14 protein-coding genes are annotated in these 17,376 nt (G+C 64.8%); 3 read left to right on the plus strand and 11 right to left on the minus strand.

From position 1 onward, the window contains the following. Window positions 1-144: 144 nt before the first annotated feature. A complete protein-coding gene (locus FHS48_RS06970) occupies window positions 145-432 on the minus strand; it encodes a (2Fe-2S) ferredoxin domain-containing protein (RefSeq protein WP_184262760.1) in 288 nt (95 codons plus the stop codon). A gap of 147 nt (window positions 433-579) precedes the next feature. Here FHS48_RS06970 and FHS48_RS06975 point away from each other — a divergent pair, with 147 nt between their 5' ends. Further along, the gene (locus tag FHS48_RS06975; protein WP_184262761.1) at window positions 580-1,302 is read left to right on the plus strand and encodes a DUF502 domain-containing protein; all 723 of its coding nucleotides are present in this window, start codon (window positions 580-582) and stop codon (window positions 1,300-1,302) included. Window positions 1,303-1,317: 15 nt separating this feature from the next. Here the strand turns inward: FHS48_RS06975 and recG are convergent, their stop codons facing one another. Continuing rightward, entirely contained in the window at window positions 1,318-3,405 is a 2,088-nt protein-coding gene (gene recG / locus FHS48_RS06980) for an ATP-dependent DNA helicase RecG (protein WP_184262762.1), read from the minus strand. An 84-nt stretch (window positions 3,406-3,489) separates the two neighbouring features. Between recG and FHS48_RS06985 the strand changes: the two genes are divergently transcribed. Both FHS48_RS06985 and mfd read left to right on the plus strand, forming a co-directional pair. Then, complete coding sequence (locus FHS48_RS06985) at window positions 3,490-3,783, plus strand: FAD assembly factor SdhE (RefSeq protein WP_184262764.1); 294 nt, start codon at window positions 3,490-3,492, stop codon at window positions 3,781-3,783. A 59-nt stretch (window positions 3,784-3,842) separates the two neighbouring features. After that, entirely contained in the window at window positions 3,843-7,382 is a 3,540-nt protein-coding gene (mfd, locus tag FHS48_RS06990) for a transcription-repair coupling factor (protein ID WP_311769099.1), read from the plus strand. 69 nt (window positions 7,383-7,451) lie between these two features. Here the strand turns inward: mfd and FHS48_RS06995 are convergent, their stop codons facing one another. The 9 genes from FHS48_RS06995 to FHS48_RS07035 form a co-directional block, all read right to left on the minus strand. After that, complete coding sequence (locus FHS48_RS06995; protein WP_184262766.1) at window positions 7,452-8,114, minus strand: DsbA family oxidoreductase; 663 nt, start codon at window positions 8,112-8,114, stop codon at window positions 7,452-7,454. A gap of 34 nt (window positions 8,115-8,148) precedes the next feature. Further along, window positions 8,149-9,492 (minus strand): diguanylate cyclase, encoded by a 1,344-nt coding sequence (locus FHS48_RS07000; protein ID WP_184262768.1) that lies wholly within the window; start codon window positions 9,490-9,492, stop codon window positions 8,149-8,151. Window positions 9,493-9,644: 152 nt separating this feature from the next. After that, window positions 9,645-10,985: a class I SAM-dependent RNA methyltransferase gene (locus FHS48_RS07005; RefSeq protein ID WP_184262770.1), complete on the minus strand. Its 1,341-nt coding sequence runs from the start codon at window positions 10,983-10,985 to the stop codon at window positions 9,645-9,647. 101 nt (window positions 10,986-11,086) lie between these two features. After that, window positions 11,087-11,983, minus strand: coding sequence for a DMT family transporter (locus FHS48_RS07010; RefSeq protein WP_184262772.1), 897 nt, complete (start codon window positions 11,981-11,983; stop codon window positions 11,087-11,089). Then, window positions 11,980-12,288, minus strand: a complete 309-nt coding sequence (locus tag FHS48_RS07015; RefSeq protein ID WP_184262774.1) for a cupin domain-containing protein — start codon at window positions 12,286-12,288, stop codon at window positions 11,980-11,982. The genes FHS48_RS07010 and FHS48_RS07015 overlap by 4 nt, the downstream gene beginning before the upstream one ends. A 37-nt stretch (window positions 12,289-12,325) precedes the next feature. Next, window positions 12,326-13,369, minus strand: coding sequence for a histone deacetylase family protein (locus FHS48_RS07020; RefSeq protein WP_184262776.1), 1,044 nt, complete (start codon window positions 13,367-13,369; stop codon window positions 12,326-12,328). Window positions 13,370-13,384: 15 nt separating this feature from the next. After that, window positions 13,385-14,644, minus strand: coding sequence for a Zn-dependent hydrolase (locus FHS48_RS07025; protein WP_184262778.1), 1,260 nt, complete (start codon window positions 14,642-14,644; stop codon window positions 13,385-13,387). 26 nt (window positions 14,645-14,670) lie between these two features. Further along, window positions 14,671-15,663: a 2-dehydropantoate 2-reductase gene (locus tag FHS48_RS07030; RefSeq protein ID WP_184262780.1), complete on the minus strand. Its 993-nt coding sequence runs from the start codon at window positions 15,661-15,663 to the stop codon at window positions 14,671-14,673. Beyond that, window positions 15,660-17,348 carry an ABC transporter ATP-binding protein gene (locus FHS48_RS07035; RefSeq protein WP_184263013.1) on the minus strand — a complete coding sequence of 563 codons (1,689 nt, stop codon included), beginning with the start codon at window positions 17,346-17,348 and terminating at the stop codon, window positions 15,660-15,662. Before FHS48_RS07035 ends, FHS48_RS07030 begins: the two co-directional genes overlap by 4 nt. Between the last annotated feature and the right edge of the window lie 28 nt (window positions 17,349-17,376).

Here is a 17,376-nt window from a genome sequence, read left to right on the forward strand (position 1 = left end):
ACTCCGTCGCCCCTGACCCGCTGCTAACGGCGGGCGCAGAGTATGCGTTCGCGCATGCACATAACGGTTAATCTTCCATGAAACCTATCGACAACCTGTCATGTCGTCTAATCAGGGGGTTGGAAATTCTATCCGAGGTCGTAATTATCGTGGAGGGGATCCGGTCAGGGTCCGCAGGCGTTCAATCAGGGCCGGAACGGCATCGGGCGTGACCCCGTTGAGAAGATCATGACCGACAATGCGCAGGTTGGGGCCAACCGAGCAGTAGCCAAGGCAGGGGCCGGTTTCCACCCGGACCTGCCCGTCAAGACCGGCCTCTGTCAGGGCCGAGCGCAGGGCGGTGAGGGTCTCGGCCGAGCCCTTGCGGTGGCAGCAGTCGGCGTATTGGGAATACCGGTTGGTCTGGCATGACAGAATGCGGATCGCTGCCATATTTTGCGACATCTTTGGCCCCATAGTCTGGCCCGGCGGGTCTGGTCTCAGCCGGGCTGTCCCGATTAGGTTTCCCCTGCATCAGTTTACCCTGTAGCATCGTCCTCAAGCAGTAGAAAAGACTGCATAATCACAGAAGGCAGTGTGATGACCGACTCCCCGAGCGCTTCCCCTCCCGACGGGGCCAAAACCCCGATTGTCCGCATAACTCTCGGGGCGCGGCTGAAGGCCTATCTGTTCGCCGGGATGCTGGTGACGGCCCCGGTGGCGGTGACGCTGTATATCGCCTGGAACCTGATCAGCTTTGTCGATGAAAAAGTCGGCAGTGTGCTGCCACACGGCTATTCCCCCAACGACTACCTGCCATTTTCCATCCCTGGGGTTGGCCTGCTGGTGCTGCTGGTGTTTCTGGTGCTGGTCGGCATGCTGGCAGCCGGTTTCCTTGGTCGTTTCGTGATCGGCCTGAGTGAATCAATCTTGGCCAGAATGCCGGTGGTGCGCAGCATTTACTCGGCGGTGAAACAGATTTTTGAAACTGTGCTGAAATCTCAGTCCAATGCCTTCCGGCAGGTGGTGCTGGTGCAGTTTCCCCACCCGGGGGCGTGGACGCTGGGCCTGATCTCCGGCTCCACTCAGGGCGAGGTGGCGGAAAAACTGGGACAGCACCATGGCGGAGCATCGCTGGTGACGGTTTTTGTACCGACCACCCCCAACCCGACCAGCGGCTACATCCTGTTTGTCCGCGAAACGGATGTGATCGCGCTGGATATGACCGTCGATGACGGGCTGAAGTTCGTCGTCTCCGGTGGGATCGTTACCCCGCCGATGCGCGACAAAATCGCCGAATATGAAAAGAACGCGGTTCCCTGAGGCGATTGGGGGGCGTCAGCCGGAACGCAGGGTCTTCACCGCCGCATCCCGCTCAAACAGATACAGCAGGGTACGCAGGGCCGGGCCGCGCGGCCCGCTGAGGTCGGGGTCCCGCAGGCAGATCAGCCGGGCATCATCCCGCGCCGTCGCCAGAAGCTCCCCATGCACCGCCAGATCGGCGACCCGGAATTCCGGCAGGCCGCTCTGGCGGGTGCCCAGCACCTCGCCGCCGCCGCGCAGGCGCAGGTCTTCTTCGGCGATCAGGAAGCCATCCTCGCTCTGGCGCATGATTTCCAGCCGGGCCTTGCCGGTTTCTGACAGGGGGCCGCCATACAGCAGCAGGCAGGTGGAGGCCTTGTCGCCGCGCCCGATCCGGCCCCGCAACTGATGCAGCTGAGCCAGCCCGAACCGTTCGGCATGTTCAATCACCATCACCGTCGCCGCCGGAACGTTGACGCCGACCTCAATCACCGTGGTGGCGACCAGCACATCCAGCCCGTCACCGGAGAAAGCCGCCATCACCGCATCTTTCTCGGCGGCCTTCATCTTGCCATGCACCAGCCCGATCCGGGAGCCATAAAGGTCCTGAAGGACAGCATGCCGCTCCTCGGCAGCGGCCAGATCACTGGTCTCGCTTTCTTCCACCAGCGGGCAGACCCAGTAAACCTTGGCCCCGGCGGCGACGGCCCGGCCAACCCCGGCCATCACCTCTTCCAGCCGGGACAGGGAAACCAGCCGGGTGTCCACCGGTTTCCGGCCCGGCGGCTTTTCATCCAGTTTCGAAACGTCCATGTCGCCGTACAGCGTCAGGGTCAGGGTCCGGGGGATTGGCGTGGCGGTCATCACCAGCACGTCGGTCATCCGGCCCTTGGCCGTCAGCTCCAGCCGCTGCTGCACCCCAAAGCGGTGCTGTTCGTCAATCACCGCCAGCCCGAGATCGCGGAACTGGACATCGCTCTGGAACAGGGCATGGGTGCCGACCAGAATATCAATCTCTCCCGCCGCCAGCGCCTCCAGCAGGGCGGCACGGGGCTTCCCCTTATCCCGCCCGGTCAACACCGCCAGCCGGATGCCGATCGCTTCGGCCAGCGGGTGAAGCGTTTCGGCATGCTGACGGGCAAGAATTTCTGTGGGTGCCATCAGCGCCGCCTGACTGCCGCATTCCACGGCATTCAGCATCGCCATCAGCGCCACCACTGTCTTTCCGCTGCCGACATCCCCCTGCACCAGCCGTAACATCCGCTGCGGCGTCTGCATGTCGACATAGATTTCCTCAAGAGAGCGGCTCTGGGCTCCGGTCAGGGAAAAGGGCAGGGCGGCGGCGGCGGCGGCGCGCAGGCGGCCATCCCCGGCAAAGCTGCGGCCGGAGATGGCGCGGCTGGCATTGCGGACCAGCAGCAGGGCCAGCTGGTTGGCGAGAAGTTCATCATAGGCCAGACGCTGCCGGGCCGGGGTCAGGGCTGACAGGTCATCCTCTCCGGCCGGGCTGTGGGCGGTGCGCAGGGCCTCCGTCCAGCCCGGCCAGTTCTGCCGGGCCTGATAAGCGGGGTCCAGCCATTCCGGCAGATCCGGGACCCGGGCGAGGGCGGAGCGGGCGCATTTGGCCGCCACCTTGCCGACGATCCCGGCGGTCAGCGGGTAGACCGGCTCGACGGTCTGGATTTCCTCCCGCTTCGCCGGGCTGACCACATGGTCCGGGTGCGGCATCTGCCGTTCCCCGCCGAACACTTCCACCCGGCCCGAAATCACCACGGTGGCCCCGACCGGCAGGGTGCGTTCCAGCCAGTCGGCGCGCGGATGGAAGTAGGTGAGGGTGATGAAGCCGCTGTGATCCCGGCAGCGCACCCGGTATGGGCTGCGGCTGCGCGGCGGCGGCGGATAATGGGTATCCACCTGCACGGTCAGGGTGGCGATCCGGCCATCCGGGGCCTCGGCCACCGCCGGGGAATAACGGCGGTCAATCAGCCCGACCGGCAGGTGCCACAGGGCATCCACCACATGCTCCCCGCCGACCAGCCGGGCATAGAGCGGGGCCAGCCGCTTGCCCAGTCCGGGCAGGCTTTCGAGGGGGGAAAACAGAGGATAAAGGCTTTCCGGGCGCATGGTTCCGTTCGGGGCTTTCCTGAAAGGTCGGAACGCTTTATACCAGCATCAGGAAAAAATGGAACAAATGCAGGACGGATTTCCATGGCTGACCAGACCCACGCCCCGCTTGACCTGTCCACCCTGCCGGAACGCCGCAAGCGCCTGCTGTACCGCAGCACCCACCGTGGCATGAAGGAAGCCGATGTGCTGCTCGGCGGGTTCGTCACGGCCCATATCGGTACCCTGTCCGATGATCAGCTCGACCGGCTGGAAACCCTGCTGGAGGAACTCGACGTTGATATCATGGACTGGGTGATCGGCAAGCGTCCGGTGCCGCCGCAGTTTGATACCGATGTCTATCAGATGATCCTTGCCTTCAAGCCGTATGCTGACTGATCTGCTCCCGGCTGCTTCGCATCCCTGACCATTCTGTTTCGCTGATTGAGGACTCCCCCGTGTCCGCTGACCAGACCTTCCGCTTTGCCTCGCTGTTGCCTGCCCGCCTGCCTGCCGCCGTTGCCCATGGGCCGCAGCGCCTCGCCCTTGGCGGCGTCCCGGAAGGGTTTGATGCCCTGCTGCTGGCAGCCCTGCATCAGGATGGACTGGCGGCTGATATCCTGCACGTCTGCCGGGATGACGTGCGGCTGGCGACGCTGGCCTCGGCGCTGCGGGCCCTGCGGCCGGGGGCGGCGGTGCTGGAGTTTCCGGCGTGGGACTGTGTGCCCTATGACCGGGCCTCGCCGAGTGTGGAAGTGGTCGGGCGGCGGGTGGATACCCTGACCCGGCTGGCCGGGCCGCGCCCGAAGGGGGAGGAGGGACGGCGCATCGTGCTGACCACCGTCGCCGCCGTCACCCAGCGGGTGCCACGGCGGGAGGTGTTCAACGGTGCGGTGTTCCGGATCATCGCCGGTAAAGACGTCAACATGGATGCCCTGATGGGCTATCTGGTCCGCAACGGTTACGTGCGGTCGGAACAGGTGATGGAACCCGGCGAATACGCCGTGCGCGGTGGCATCGTTGATCTGTTTCCGCCGGGGGGAGAGGAGCCGTTCCGCCTCGATTTCTTCGGGGATGAGGTTGACAGCATCCGCACCTTCGACCCGCTGTCGCAGCGGACCACCGGCACGGCGAAGGAACTGCTGCTGAAGCCGATGTCGGAAGTGATCCTGACCGAGGACAGTATCTCGCGCTTCCGCACCCAGTACCGGGAGCTGTTCGGCGCGGTATCCCGGAAGGATATGCTTTACGAGGCGGTCAGCGAAGGCCGCAAGATGCAGGGGATGGAACACTGGCTGCCGCTGTTCCATTCCGGTCTGGATACCCTGTTTGCCTATCTGCCCGATGCGGTGATCACGCTGGACCATCAGGCCGAGGAGGCATGGCAGTCCCGCGTTGAGCTGATCCGCGAATATTTCGATGCCCGTATCCAGCTGGAACAGCAGGGGATCGAGGAAGACGGCCAGATTTACCATCCGGTTCAGCCGGAGCGGCTCTATCTGTCGCCGGAAGAATACGCCCGCCTGCTGGCGGCCCGTCCGGGGGCGGCGTTCTCTCCCTTTGCCGCCCCGGATGTCGGCAGCGCGGCGCAGGAAGCTTCTGGCCGGGCCGGACGGGACTTCGCCGATGTCCGCGCCCGGACCGGGGAAAATCTTTATGATGCCGTCCGCCAGTTTGTGGTGGCGGAACAGGGGCGGGGGCAGCGGGTGATCCTGACCTCTGTCTCGCTGGGATCGCGGGACCGGGTCAGCGGTGTGCTGCGCGATCACGGCACCCCCGGCCTGCTGGCGGTGGACAACTGGCAGGATGCCTTCACCCAGCCTGCCGGAGCCGTCCCGGTGCTGGTGGCGGGGATGGATCACGGCTTCACCTGCCCCGGCCTGACGGTGCTGACCGAACAGGACATTCTGGGCGACCGCCTGTCGCGTCCGGCCCGGAAGAAGCGCAAGGCTGATAAGTTCATTCAGGATGCCTCGGCACTGGCCCCCGGCGATCTGGTGGTGCATGTGGAACATGGCATTGGCCGGTATGACGGGCTGGAGACGCTGGATATCGCCGGGGCCCCGCATGACTGCCTGAAGGTGATCTACGACGGCGACGACAAACTGTTCGTGCCGGTCGAGAATATCGAGGTCCTGTCCCGCTACGGCAGCGAAACCGCAGGAGTGCAGCTGGACCGGCTGGGCAGCCCGGCATGGCAGGCCCGCAAGGCCCGCCTGAAGGAACGCATCCGCGACATGGCGGAAAAGCTGATTCAGGTCGCCGCCCTGCGCCAGCTGAAACAGGCCCCGGCCCTGCTGACCCCGGAAGGGCTGTATGATGAGTTCTGCGCCCGCTTCCCCTACACCGAAACCGAAGACCAGCTGAAGGCGATTGCCGACACGCTGGAAGATATGACCAAGGGCCGCCCGATGGACCGTCTGGTCTGCGGTGATGTCGGTTTCGGCAAGACGGAAGTCGCCCTGCGCGCCGCCTTTGTCGCCGCCATGAGCGGGGTGCAGGTGGCGGTGGTGGTGCCGACCACCCTGCTGGCCCGTCAGCATTACCTGAACTTCTGCCAGCGGTTTCAGGGCATGCCCCTGCGCATTGCCCAGCTTTCCCGGCTGGTCAGCCCGAAAGAGGCCGGACTGGTCAAGGCAGAGCTGGAAAAGGGCACCATCGATATCGTGGTCGGCACCCATGCCCTGTTCGCCAAGTCGATCAAGTTCAAGTCCCTTGGCCTGCTGATCGTTGACGAGGAGCAGCACTTCGGCGTTGCTCATAAGGAACACCTGAAGCAGCTGAAATCTGACGTTCACGTTCTGACCCTGTCGGCAACGCCCATTCCGCGGACGCTGCAACTGGCGCTGACCGGGGTGCGGGAACTGTCGATCATCGCCACCCCACCGGTGGACCGTCTGGCGGTGCGCACCTTTGTGCTGCCCTTCGACGGCGTGGTGATCCGCGAGGCGATCCTGCGGGAACGCTACCGGGGTGGCCAGTGTTTCTACGTCTGTCCGCGCCTGTCGGATATCGACGGTGTGGTGGAACGGCTGCACCGTCTGGTCCCGGAGATCCGCACCGTGGTCGCCCACGGACAGATGAGCCCGACCCAGCTGGAAGACGTGATGCAGGCCTTCGCCGAGGGCGAATACGATATTCTGCTGGCCACCAACATCATCGAAAGCGGCCTTGATATGCCGCGCGTCAATACCATCATCATCCACCGGGCCGACATGTTCGGTCTGTCGCAGCTCTATCAGCTGCGGGGCCGCGTCGGCCGGGGCAAGCAGCGGGGCTATGCCTATCTGACCCTGCCGCCGGGCCGGGCAATGACTCCGGCGGCGGAAAAGCGGCTGACGGTGATGCAGACCCTGGATACGCTGGGGGCCGGTTTCAATCTGGCCTCGCATGACCTCGACATCCGTGGGGCCGGGAACCTGCTGGGGGATGAACAGTCCGGCCACATCAAGGAAGTCGGGATCGAGCTGTATCAGCATCTGCTGGAAGAGGCGGTGGCCTCCGTCCGCAATGGCGATGGGGCTGAGGACAGTGCCGAAGGCTGGTCGCCGCAGATCAGCCTTGGCATGCCGGTGCTGATCCCGGAAAGTTACGTTAAGGATCTGGGGGTGCGGCTGGGCCTGTACCGGCGGATTGCCGACCTGACCGAATATACCGAAACCGAATCCTTTGCCGCCGAACTGATCGACCGCTTCGGCAAGCTGCCGGAAGAGGTGAACAACCTGTTGCAGGTGGTGGCGATCAAAAATCTCTGCCGGACCGCCAATGTTGAGCGGTTCGACAGCGGCCCCAAAGGGGCGGTGCTGACCCTGCGCGACAACAAATTCCCCAATCCGATCGGGCTGGTGCGCTTCATCAGCCAGAATGTGGCGCTGGTCAAAGTCCGGCCGGATCACAAGATTGTTTACATGCGCAACTGGACCAACCCGGCGGACCGCCTGACCGGCCCCCGCCGCCTGATGGAGCAGTTGGCCCAACTGGCGCAGGAAACCGCCTGAGGACAGCAAAAAGGCCCCGCGCTCTGCCGGGGCCTTTTTGCTGCTGACACATTTCTTGAAAGAGGTGGCTTATTCCGCTGCCGGGGAAGACAGCGGGGTCGGCTGAAAATTCTCCAGCGCCAGATCAATCATCCGCAGCAGCACATCGGTATCCTGCGCCCCGGCAATGCCATAGGCCCCGCCGAAGATGAAACAGGGGACGCCGTTGATGCTCATCCGGTGGGTCTGGCTGTTTTCCGCCAGAACATCCTGCCGATAATCCGCATGCAGATGATCGGTGAAAAAATCTTCGTCAGGAAGATCATTCTCGCGGGCAACCCCCTGGAGAACAGCCGGATCACCGATGTTTCTGCCTTCAACAAAATAGGCCTGAAACAAACGTTCCACCACCGCACCGGCCTTGCCGTAACGGGCGGCAAAGGCGACCAGACGGTGGGAATCCACGGTGTTGGGGGTGATGTCGATGGCATCAAAATTAAAGGTGATACCCTCGGCGGCGCCGATATCGCCCAAGGTTGCCAGCATCCGGCTGACCCGGGCCGGGCCGCCGAACTTCCGGTCCAGATAAACCCGGCGGGAGATTCCTTCCGCCGGGGCATCCGGATTGAGGAGAAACGGCCGCCACACCAGATCGGCACTGACCGCCGGGCGCAGGGCCAGCGCCTTTTCCAGACGCCGCTTGCCGATAAAGCACCACGGACAGACCGTGTCGAATATCACTTCGATCCGCATTGCAGTTCCTCCACAGCGCATCCGGGGCGGTCGGTTACCAGGGGGCCATGTCTTCCCCAACCACAGCCGTGGCCCGTGCCAGCAGGCTGGCCGGGGTATCGCCCGCCACCACTTCGGCCGCATTGACGAAGGGCCACACCGTCACCACCCGGTATACATCTTTCGCGGCGAATTCCGTATTGGAAATCACCCCGGCGATGCGGTGCATCACCACCTGTGCTTCCGAAAGCGGGGTATCCGGCAGCACCACGGCAAACCGGGACCCGCCGAGGGAGGCCACCATGTCTTCGGCCCGGACCAGCAGGGTCAGCCACTGGCCAATCTGCGAAATCAGGCTGAGTTCACTTTCCTCACCGAATTCATGGCGGATGGATTCCACCCCGGCAAAGGCGAACTCAATCACCGAAAACCGCCGGATCCGGGTCTCGGCACCACTGAGGCGGGCGGACAGGCACAGATCAAGGAATGCCTGCGAATAAACCCCGGGGATTACCGGGTCAACCGTCGCCGGGGTCAGCTGACCGCCAAGGCAGCGGCGCAGCGCCCAACGCAGACGCTGGCGGCGCACCAGAACCCGCAGGGTGAAGCGCAGCTCCGCCACCCCGGCATCAGCGCGCAGGGCGGAGCTGGCTCCCATCGACATGGCGGTGTTCAGGTCATCCGCCCCATCGGCAGGGCTGACGAACACTACCGGCAGATTGAACAGGCGGACATTGCGGCGGATTTGCAAACATAGATCCAGATAGGGCTGTGGGTTGCCGCCGGGGGCCATCACCGCCGCATCAAACAGCCGTTCATCCATCAGTTGCTGGGCTTCGATCAGATCGGCGGCAACCATCACCTGTGCATCGGTCAGGGCGTGGGTGACGGCCTGTACGGTGTCATCCCCGCCGATGACCAGAATGGACGGGGGACTGTCGCTGATCACGGCTTCCGGGATTTCCGGGGACAGGCTTTCCGCATCCATCACCGCCCGGCGGGCCATATATTCGGTGCGCATGGTGGCCACCCGCGCCAGCGGCCGCAGGCGGGCCAACACCAGATCGGGGGTGCCCGGCCAATGGACCGCGTCATCAATCCCCAGATCCAGCAGGCCGTCACCGGTCTGATCCAGCGGGTCCGCCGACAGGTAAAACAGCGGAATCCCCCGGGTGGCCGGGGCCGCCTTCAGGTGCCCGGCCAGTTCTTTCTGGTCAATACCCGACAGCCCGGGGCCAATGATCAGCACGTCCGGGGAATGGGTGACGACCAGTTCATCCACCGCCGCACCGTCTGCCGTATGAGTGCAGGTGTACCCCTGCGCCGACAGGGCCCGGCTGAGGGCTTCAGCGGCCTCGGACTCCCCGATGGCGATCAGGGCTTTCGCCAGATGAATCATGCTGTTTATTTCCCCCCTTGGAGCGCTTTCAGCAAAAATGGACACCGGTTTTGCGACTGAAAACGCTCCGTCGGGATCCTGTTCCAGATTATCGGTAAGACTAACCGCTTGCGGATGAGTTTGGTAGAACCCATGCACGCGGAAAACGATAATCAGTCCCGCTCGAAGCGGGCCACCAGTTCCAGATGCGGCGACCAGACGAACTGATCGACCGGCACCACCTGTACCAGCCGGAAGCCCCCGTCACACAGGGTGCGGGCATCGCGGGCAAACGTGGCGGGGCTGCAGGAGACCATCACCACCCGGCGCACCGAAGCCCCGGCCTTTTCAGCCAGTGCCCGGCACTGGGCATCGGCCCCGGCCCGGGGCGGATCCAGCACCACGGTGGTGACGTCTTTCAGCTCTTTTCCTTCGACCGGATCCCGGAACAGATCGCGGACGGTGGCCGTCACCGGGCGTTTCAGGGCCTTGGCGGCGCGGGAGAGGGCGGCGATGGCGGTTGTTTCGCTGTCAAAGCCTTTGACGGCACGGCCCTCAGCCGCCAGCGGCAGGGCAAAGGTGCCCAGACCACAGAACAGATCCAGCAGGGGTCCTTCGGTTCCGCTCAGGGCCGCCCGGACCGCCGCCAGAAGGGCATCGGCCCCGGCCCGGCTGGGTTGCAGGAAGGCCTGCGGCGGCAGGTCAACCGAGGCCCCGTCAAACCGCACCAGCGGCGTGCGCGGGGTGAGAAGAGGGTGGTAAACGCCGTCAATCCGGGCCCCGATCCGTGCTGCCGCGTGGGTTTCGCTCCAGCGGCCGATCTGCTCCAGCGCTTCAAGTCCCGGATAGTCCGGCAGATCCAGACAGAGATCAATGCCGCTGTCAGTCAGGGTGACAGACAGATCTCCCATGCTGCCCACCGGGGCGACATCGGCCACCAGAGTGCGCAGGGCCGGGAGCACGTCAGCCAGCGGGGTTTCCAGCAACAGACAGGCCTGAAGATCAATAATCTGATGCGAGGCGCGCTGATTGTACCCCAGCACCACCCGGTCCCGCAGGCGACGCCACGCGAAAGTGGCCCGCTGCCGGGTTCCGGCACCGATACGGATCACCGGGTCCACCACCACCGGGTCAAGCCCCCGGGTGCGCAGGGTCTGGCGCAGGACCTCCCGCTTCCAGTCCGCTTCCGCCGCCGGGGCATAGTGTTGCAGGCTGCATCCGCCGCAGGCGCTGAAATGGGGGCAGGGCGGCTCCACCCGGTCCGGCGAGGCGCTGTCCACCGAAACCAGATCGGCAGCCAGTCCGTCCCCTTTTTTGCCGCTGGCCCGGGCGGTGACGGTTTCCCCCGGCAAGGCCCCGGCGATGAACACCGGAGTGTCGCCATGGCGGGCCAGCCCATCCCCCTGCGCCCCAAGGCCGCTGACCGTCAGGGTCATCGGCTCCTTCGGCAGGGTGGATTTTGCCTTCTGGGGCTTTCCGGCCGGACGGAAACCGGAATGGCGGCGCTGGGACATCGTATGAACTCTGATTCAGAGGGAAGGGGTGGCCTTGGCAATACCGGGCCACCCCTTTCTCCGTCAAGCCAAGATCTCAAGGGGCGAAAATCCGGCCTGACTTATCTTTTCCGCGCGGGCAGCAGAACGCAGGCGACCCCGGTCAGGATCAGGGCCAGCGCAATCACCAGCGTCGGGGTCAGGGTATCCCCCAGCAGCAGGACCGATCCGCTGACCCCCACCACCGGAATCAGCAGGGTGCTGACCGCCGCCTGACCGACGGACACCCGGCTGACCACCACGAACCACAGCACCTGTGCCGCACACAGCGACAGCAGCAGGTGCCAGCTGATGGCAACCCACACCGGCAGGGGGAAGGTGGCGGGATCCGGCGGGGTTTCGAGCAGGCTGGCCAGAATCACCATCGGAATGGCTGAGATCACATACTGCCAGCCGGTCACGGCCATCACCGCGCCGCCCCAGACGTGGCGTTTCATGACGATGGTGCCGATCGCCCAGGAGACGGCAGCAATCAGCATCAGTCCCGGCCCGAAGCCCTGTTGCAGGCCATTTGGCCCCAGCAGTACCGCCAGACCGGCCATACCACAGACCAGACCGGCGATCTGCTGGCGCCGGGGCCATTCCTTCAGCACCGGAATGGCCAGCAACGTGGCCCACACCGGCATGGTGAAGGCAATCACCGCCGCCCGGGATGTCGCCATCCCCAGCTGCGCAAAGGCCGTACACAGATTAAACACCAGCACATTGCAGACCCCGGCGGCCACCAGAGACGGCCAGTCCCGGCGGGGAATCGCCAGAGACCGCCCGCTCAGGCGGGTCAGCGTCAGAATAATCACCGCGCCCAGCGTAAACCCGACAGCGCGCAGGGTCAGGGGCGGAACCTGCGACAGGATGGTCTTCACCGCTGGCCAGTTCAGCCCCCAGAACAGGCTGATCGCCAGCAGCATCAGATATTTGGTCAGGTCCCGTCTGGGCTGGGTGACTATTCCATCACTCATGATGCCGGGCTTTCCTTCAGTTCCACCTCGACGAAGGCGAAAGCGGTGCCACCGGTATTGACCACATTGTGGGCCGTCCCCGCCGGACGGAAGTAGGAGACGCCGGGAACCAGCGTCACCTCCCGCACGTCTCCGTCCGGCCCGGTCAGCCGCATGGTGCCGGGGTTGAGGGGGACAATGGTGTAATCATACTCGTGAACATGAAAGCCGGTCTCCGCACCGATGGCGAAGCGCCATTCCGTCACGCGGACACGGTCGTTATCGACATGCTGGACCGGAACAGCGGTGGCAGTGGTGGAGCACATGGGTGTTTCCTCCCGAAACGTTTTCTTCTGTTACCGATCAAACGCCCTCGAACCCGTCAAGGAAGCTGCCGAGATTGGCGGCCAACGCATCAACGGCATATCCGCCTTCCTGCACCAGAACGGTCGGCAGACCGGCACGGGCAATCATCTCCCCCATCACCCGGAAGCCCGGCGTGGTGACGCCGAAGGCCGCCAGCGGATCATCCTTGAAGGTGTCAAACCCGAGGGAAATGAACAGGATTTCCGGCGCGAAACGGGCGACGTCGGCCAGACTGTCGGCGATGGCGGCAAGGACCGTGGCTTCGTCCGAGCCCATCGGCAGCGGGCGGTTGATGGTGTAGCCCTCACCGGTGCCGGTCCCGCGCTCATGGGCATGACCGGCCATATAGGGATAGAACACGTTGGGATCGGCATGGACGGACAGGAACAGCACATCATTGCGGCTGTAGAAAATGTCCTGCGTGCCGTTGCCATGGTGGACATCGACATCAAGGATGGCAACGCGCGGCGGACGGCCCTGTCCGGTCAGCAGCGGCAGGGAAGCCTGTGCGGCAATGGCGACATGGTTGAGGTAGCAGAACCCGCCGCCCATATCGCGGGTGGCATGGTGCCCCGGCGGACGGCACAGGGCATAGGCGCTGCGGGTCTCGCCGGTGGCGACCAGCACCGCCGCATGGGTGGCGGCATGGGCGGCGGCCACGGTGGCGGTCCAGGTGTCCGCCGCAATCGGGGCGGAGGTGTCGTACAGGTGATATCCGGCCTGCCCGACCACATGGGTCGGGTAACTGGCCGGAGCATTGGAGCGGTGAACGTTGGGGGTTACCACCTCGCTGGCGCCGGGTAAGGCCACCCACCGGTCATGGACCGATTCCAGAAAGGCCAGATACTCCGGGGTGTGCACGGCGGCGCGCGGGCCGGGACCGTAATCGGGCGGGGTTTCCAGCACCCCGCCACGGGCGGTCAGCACGCTGGCGAGAGCTTCGGCCCGTTCCGGCTTTTCCGGCATCGGGCGGCGTTCGCCGCGCTGGATGTAGTTGGGCGGACGGTGGCCGAGGGCGTCGGGATGGAAGATGTAACGCATGATCGGGTCCTCCTGTCAGTGGCCAGCGGTGGCCAGCAGCACATCAAACAGCACGGATGCGCCGCGCTCCGCCTGATCCGGGCTGATATTTTCAACTTCGTTGTGGCTGATCCCGCCTTCGCAGGGGATGAAGACCATGGCGGTCGGCACCTTGCGGGCGATGTAGACGGCATCGTGTCCGGCCCCGGAAACGATATCCCGGTGGCTGTATCCCCGGCGGGTGGCGCTGTCACGCACCCGGCTGACCAGAACCGGGTCAAACGGAGTGGTCGGGAAGTTCCAGAACTCGCTGATGCTGACCGTCGCCCCGGCGGCAGCGGCCAGACCGGTGATCTGCTGCCGGAAGGCGGCTTCCATCGCCGTCAGGGTGGCGGTATCAGGATGGCGGAGATCCACGGTGAAGAACACCTCACCGGGGATGACGTTGCGGGAATGCGGGCGGACATCGAGAATGCCGACGGTGGTGCAGGCATCCCCCGGCGTGGTCATGCCGATCTCATGAATGGCCTGAACCATCCGCGCGGCCGCCACCAGCGCATCGCAGCGCAGGCGCATCGGCGTCGGCCCGGCGTGGGCTTCGCGCCCGGTGACGGTTACTTCAAACCAGCGCTGGCCCTGTGCCCCGGTCACCACGCCGATCTGTCTGTTCTCCACCTCCAGCACCGGGCCCTGCTCGATATGGGCTTCCAGATAGGCGGCCATCGGATGATCGGTGGCGGAACGGCTGCCGTTGTAGCCATGACGGATCAGCTCATCGCCCAGCCGGGCCCCGTCCTGTGCGATCTGATCGAGGATTTCCTGCACGGTGAAGACTCCGGCCACCACCCCGGATCCCATCATCGGCGGAGAAAAGCGGCTGCCTTCCTCGTTCATCCATACCGTCAGCTCCAGCGGGTGGCGGGTGGTGATGCCATGGTCATCAAGGCTGCGCAGCACTTCCAACCCGGCCAGAACCCCAAAGATGCCGTCAAAACGGCCCCCGGTCGGCTGGGTGTCCAGATGGCTGCCCATCACCACTGGCGGCAGGCTGTCATCCTGCCCGGCGCGGCGGGCAAACAGGTTGCCGACCTGATCGACCGACAGGGTATAGCCCGCCTCGCGGCACCAGCGGCTGAACAGATCCCGCCCGGCCTTATCCTCGTCAGTCAGGGCCAGACGGCAGCTGCCCCCGGCGACGCCGGGCCCGACCTTGGCCATCTCCATCAGGGTGTGCCACAGGCGGTCAGCGTTGATGCTCAGGCTGCCGGGCAGCCCGCTGTTCAGGGAGTCAGTCATGGCGGGGAATCCTTAAGATGTACGGGTCAGGCCGCAATACCGGGGGGATAGGTCCGGGTCCGGGCCCGCAGGTCGGTCAGGGCCAGAACGGACCGCAGCGTCGGCACATCGACACCGACCCGTCCGGCCAGTTCAATAACGGAACCAATGATCGCTTCCAGCTCCAGACGGTTGCCCGCCTCGTAATCCTGAAGCATCGAGGTTTTGAAGTCGCCGATGGTGGCGGCCATGGCAATCCGTTCATCGGCGGTGATGGGGAACTGGATGCCCAGCCGTTCCGCCACTGCCTGTGCCTCCAGCATCATGGTGCGGCCGACGCCCCGGGTTCCGGGGTCGTTGCACAGGGTGCCAAGGGTGGCGGAGGTCAGGACGCTGAGGGGGTTGAAAGCCAGATTGCCCCACAGCTTGACCCAGATCTCATCGCGGATACGGTCGGTGGCGCGGGCGGCAAACCCGGCCTTGCCGAACAGGTCCACCAGCTGCTTCACCTGCGGCCGGTTGCGCCCGGCGATATCGCCGAACACAAACCGCTGGTCGTTGATGTGCCGGATCCGGCCCGGCCCATGGTTTTCCACCGCCACATAGGTGGCAACGCCGATGATCCGCTCCGGGGCTACAGTCCGCCACAGCACCCCGCCGGGATCGACCGAGGTCAGGGGCTGGTCGGCCAGTGGGGCGGGCTGGCTGTAGGGATACCACCACGGAATGCCGTTGACGACAGGCACCACAATGGTTTCCGGCCCCAGCAGCGGATGCAGGCTGTCGATCACTCCGCGCAGGGCATAGGCCTTGACGCAGAGGAACACCACATCCTGCGGCCCCGGCTCCAGCGGGTCATCGGTGACGGTGGGGAAGGAGCGGAGCACCCGGTTGCGCGGGGTGATCAGCGAGATGCCATCACGGCGGATGGTATCCAGCGGGGTCCCGCGGGCCAGCAGGGTCACGGTGGCCCCGGCATCGCCGAGGCGGGTCGCCAGCAGGCAGCCGATGGCCCCGGCCCCGATCAGCGCAACTTTCATGACGGATGTCCCCCGGCTGAGTGCCCGGCCCGTTCCGCCAGAAGTTCCGCCGGGATTTCCCACGCCTTACCGGGAATGGCGTCCAGCAGGGTGCGGGTATACTCATGCTGCGGATCGCCGAACACCGACCGCGACGGGCCGATTTCCACGATCTTGCCCCGCCGCATGACGGCGATGGTATCGCAGACCTGCGCCGCCACCCGCAGATCGTGGGTGATGAACAGCATCGACAGGTTCAGGCGATGCCGGATGTCATCCAGCAGTTTCAGGACCTGCGTCTGAACGGAAACGTCCAGCGCCGAAACCGGCTCGTCCGCCACCAGCAGGGTCGGGTCCATCGCCAGCGCCCGGGCGATGGAGATGCGCTGACGCTGCCCGCCGGAAAACTGATGCGGATAGCGGTCAGCGGCGGAGCCATCCAGCCCCACCAGTTGCAGCAGCTCCCGCGCCCGGGTCAGCGCCTTGCCCTTATCCTCGCCAAAGGCCACCGGCCCCTGCGAGATGATATCGCCGACTTTGTGCCGCGGATTGAGGGAGGCATAGGGATCCTGAAACACCATCTGAATATCACGGCGGAACGGCCTGAATTCCCGGCGCTTCAACCCCAGCAGGTTCTGGCCCTTGAACAGGATCTGCCCGGAATTCGGGGTCATCAGGCCGACAATACTGCGGCCAAGGGTGGACTTGCCGGAGCCGGATTCCCCGACCAGTCCGACGGTTTCCCCCGGATGGATGGTCAGGCAGATGTCATCCCCGGCAACCACCTGACGGCCCTTGCGCAGAAAGCCGCCGCCGACATTGAACACCTTGTTGACGTTCCGGGCTTCCAGCAGGGCATCGCCGGATTTGGTGAAATCGGCACGGTGTTCAATGTAGTGGGGGACCGAGGCGATCAGGTGGCGGGTATAGGGGTGGGTCGGGGCATTCAACACCTGCCGGGCCGGGCCGATTTCCACCAGCTTCCCGTGCTGCATCACCGCCACCCGGTCGGCGATTTCCGCCACCACGCCAAAATCATGGGTGATGAACATCACCCCCATGTGGCGTTCGGCCTGAATGGACCGGATCAGTTCCAGAATCTGCTTCTGGGTGGTGACGTCCAGCGCGGTGGTCGGTTCGTCGGCGATCAGCACATCCGGTTCACAGGCCAGCGCCATGGCGATCATCACCCGCTGGCGCTGCCCGCCGGACAGGCGGAAGGGATAGGACTTTGACAGGTCAGCCGGGTTAGGCAGGCCGACCTGCGTCAGCAGTTCCACCACCCGGGCGGCCCGGGCCGCTTTGTCCAGCGAGGTATGAACCCGCAGGCTTTCCTCAATCTGATCACCGACCTTTTTCAGGGGATTCAGGGCGGTCATCGGCTCCTGAAACACCATGGCGATCCGGCCACCGCGCAGGGCGCGCTGTTCCGTTTCCGACATGGTGAAAACGTTGTGGCCCCGGAACAGAAGCTCCCCGCCGGTCACCTTGACGTGCGGCTTCGGCAGCAGCCCCATGGTGGCATGGGCGGTCATCGACTTCCCGGAGCCGGATTCCCCGACCACACAGAGGATTTCATTGGGGTTAAGGGTGAAGGTCAGGTTCTCCACCGCATACGGGCGGTCAGCCCCGTCAGGCAGGGAAATGGTCAGGCCGCGCACGTCCAGCAACGGTTCGACGGCGGTGGCAACAGAACTCGGAGACATGGCGGAACCCTCGGTCTGGGGGGCGGAG

Origin of the sequence: Novispirillum itersonii, assembly GCF_014205675.1 — a bacterium.
In the GTDB taxonomy this organism is placed as follows: Bacteria; Pseudomonadota; Alphaproteobacteria; order Rhodospirillales; family Rhodospirillaceae; genus Novispirillum; species Novispirillum itersonii_A.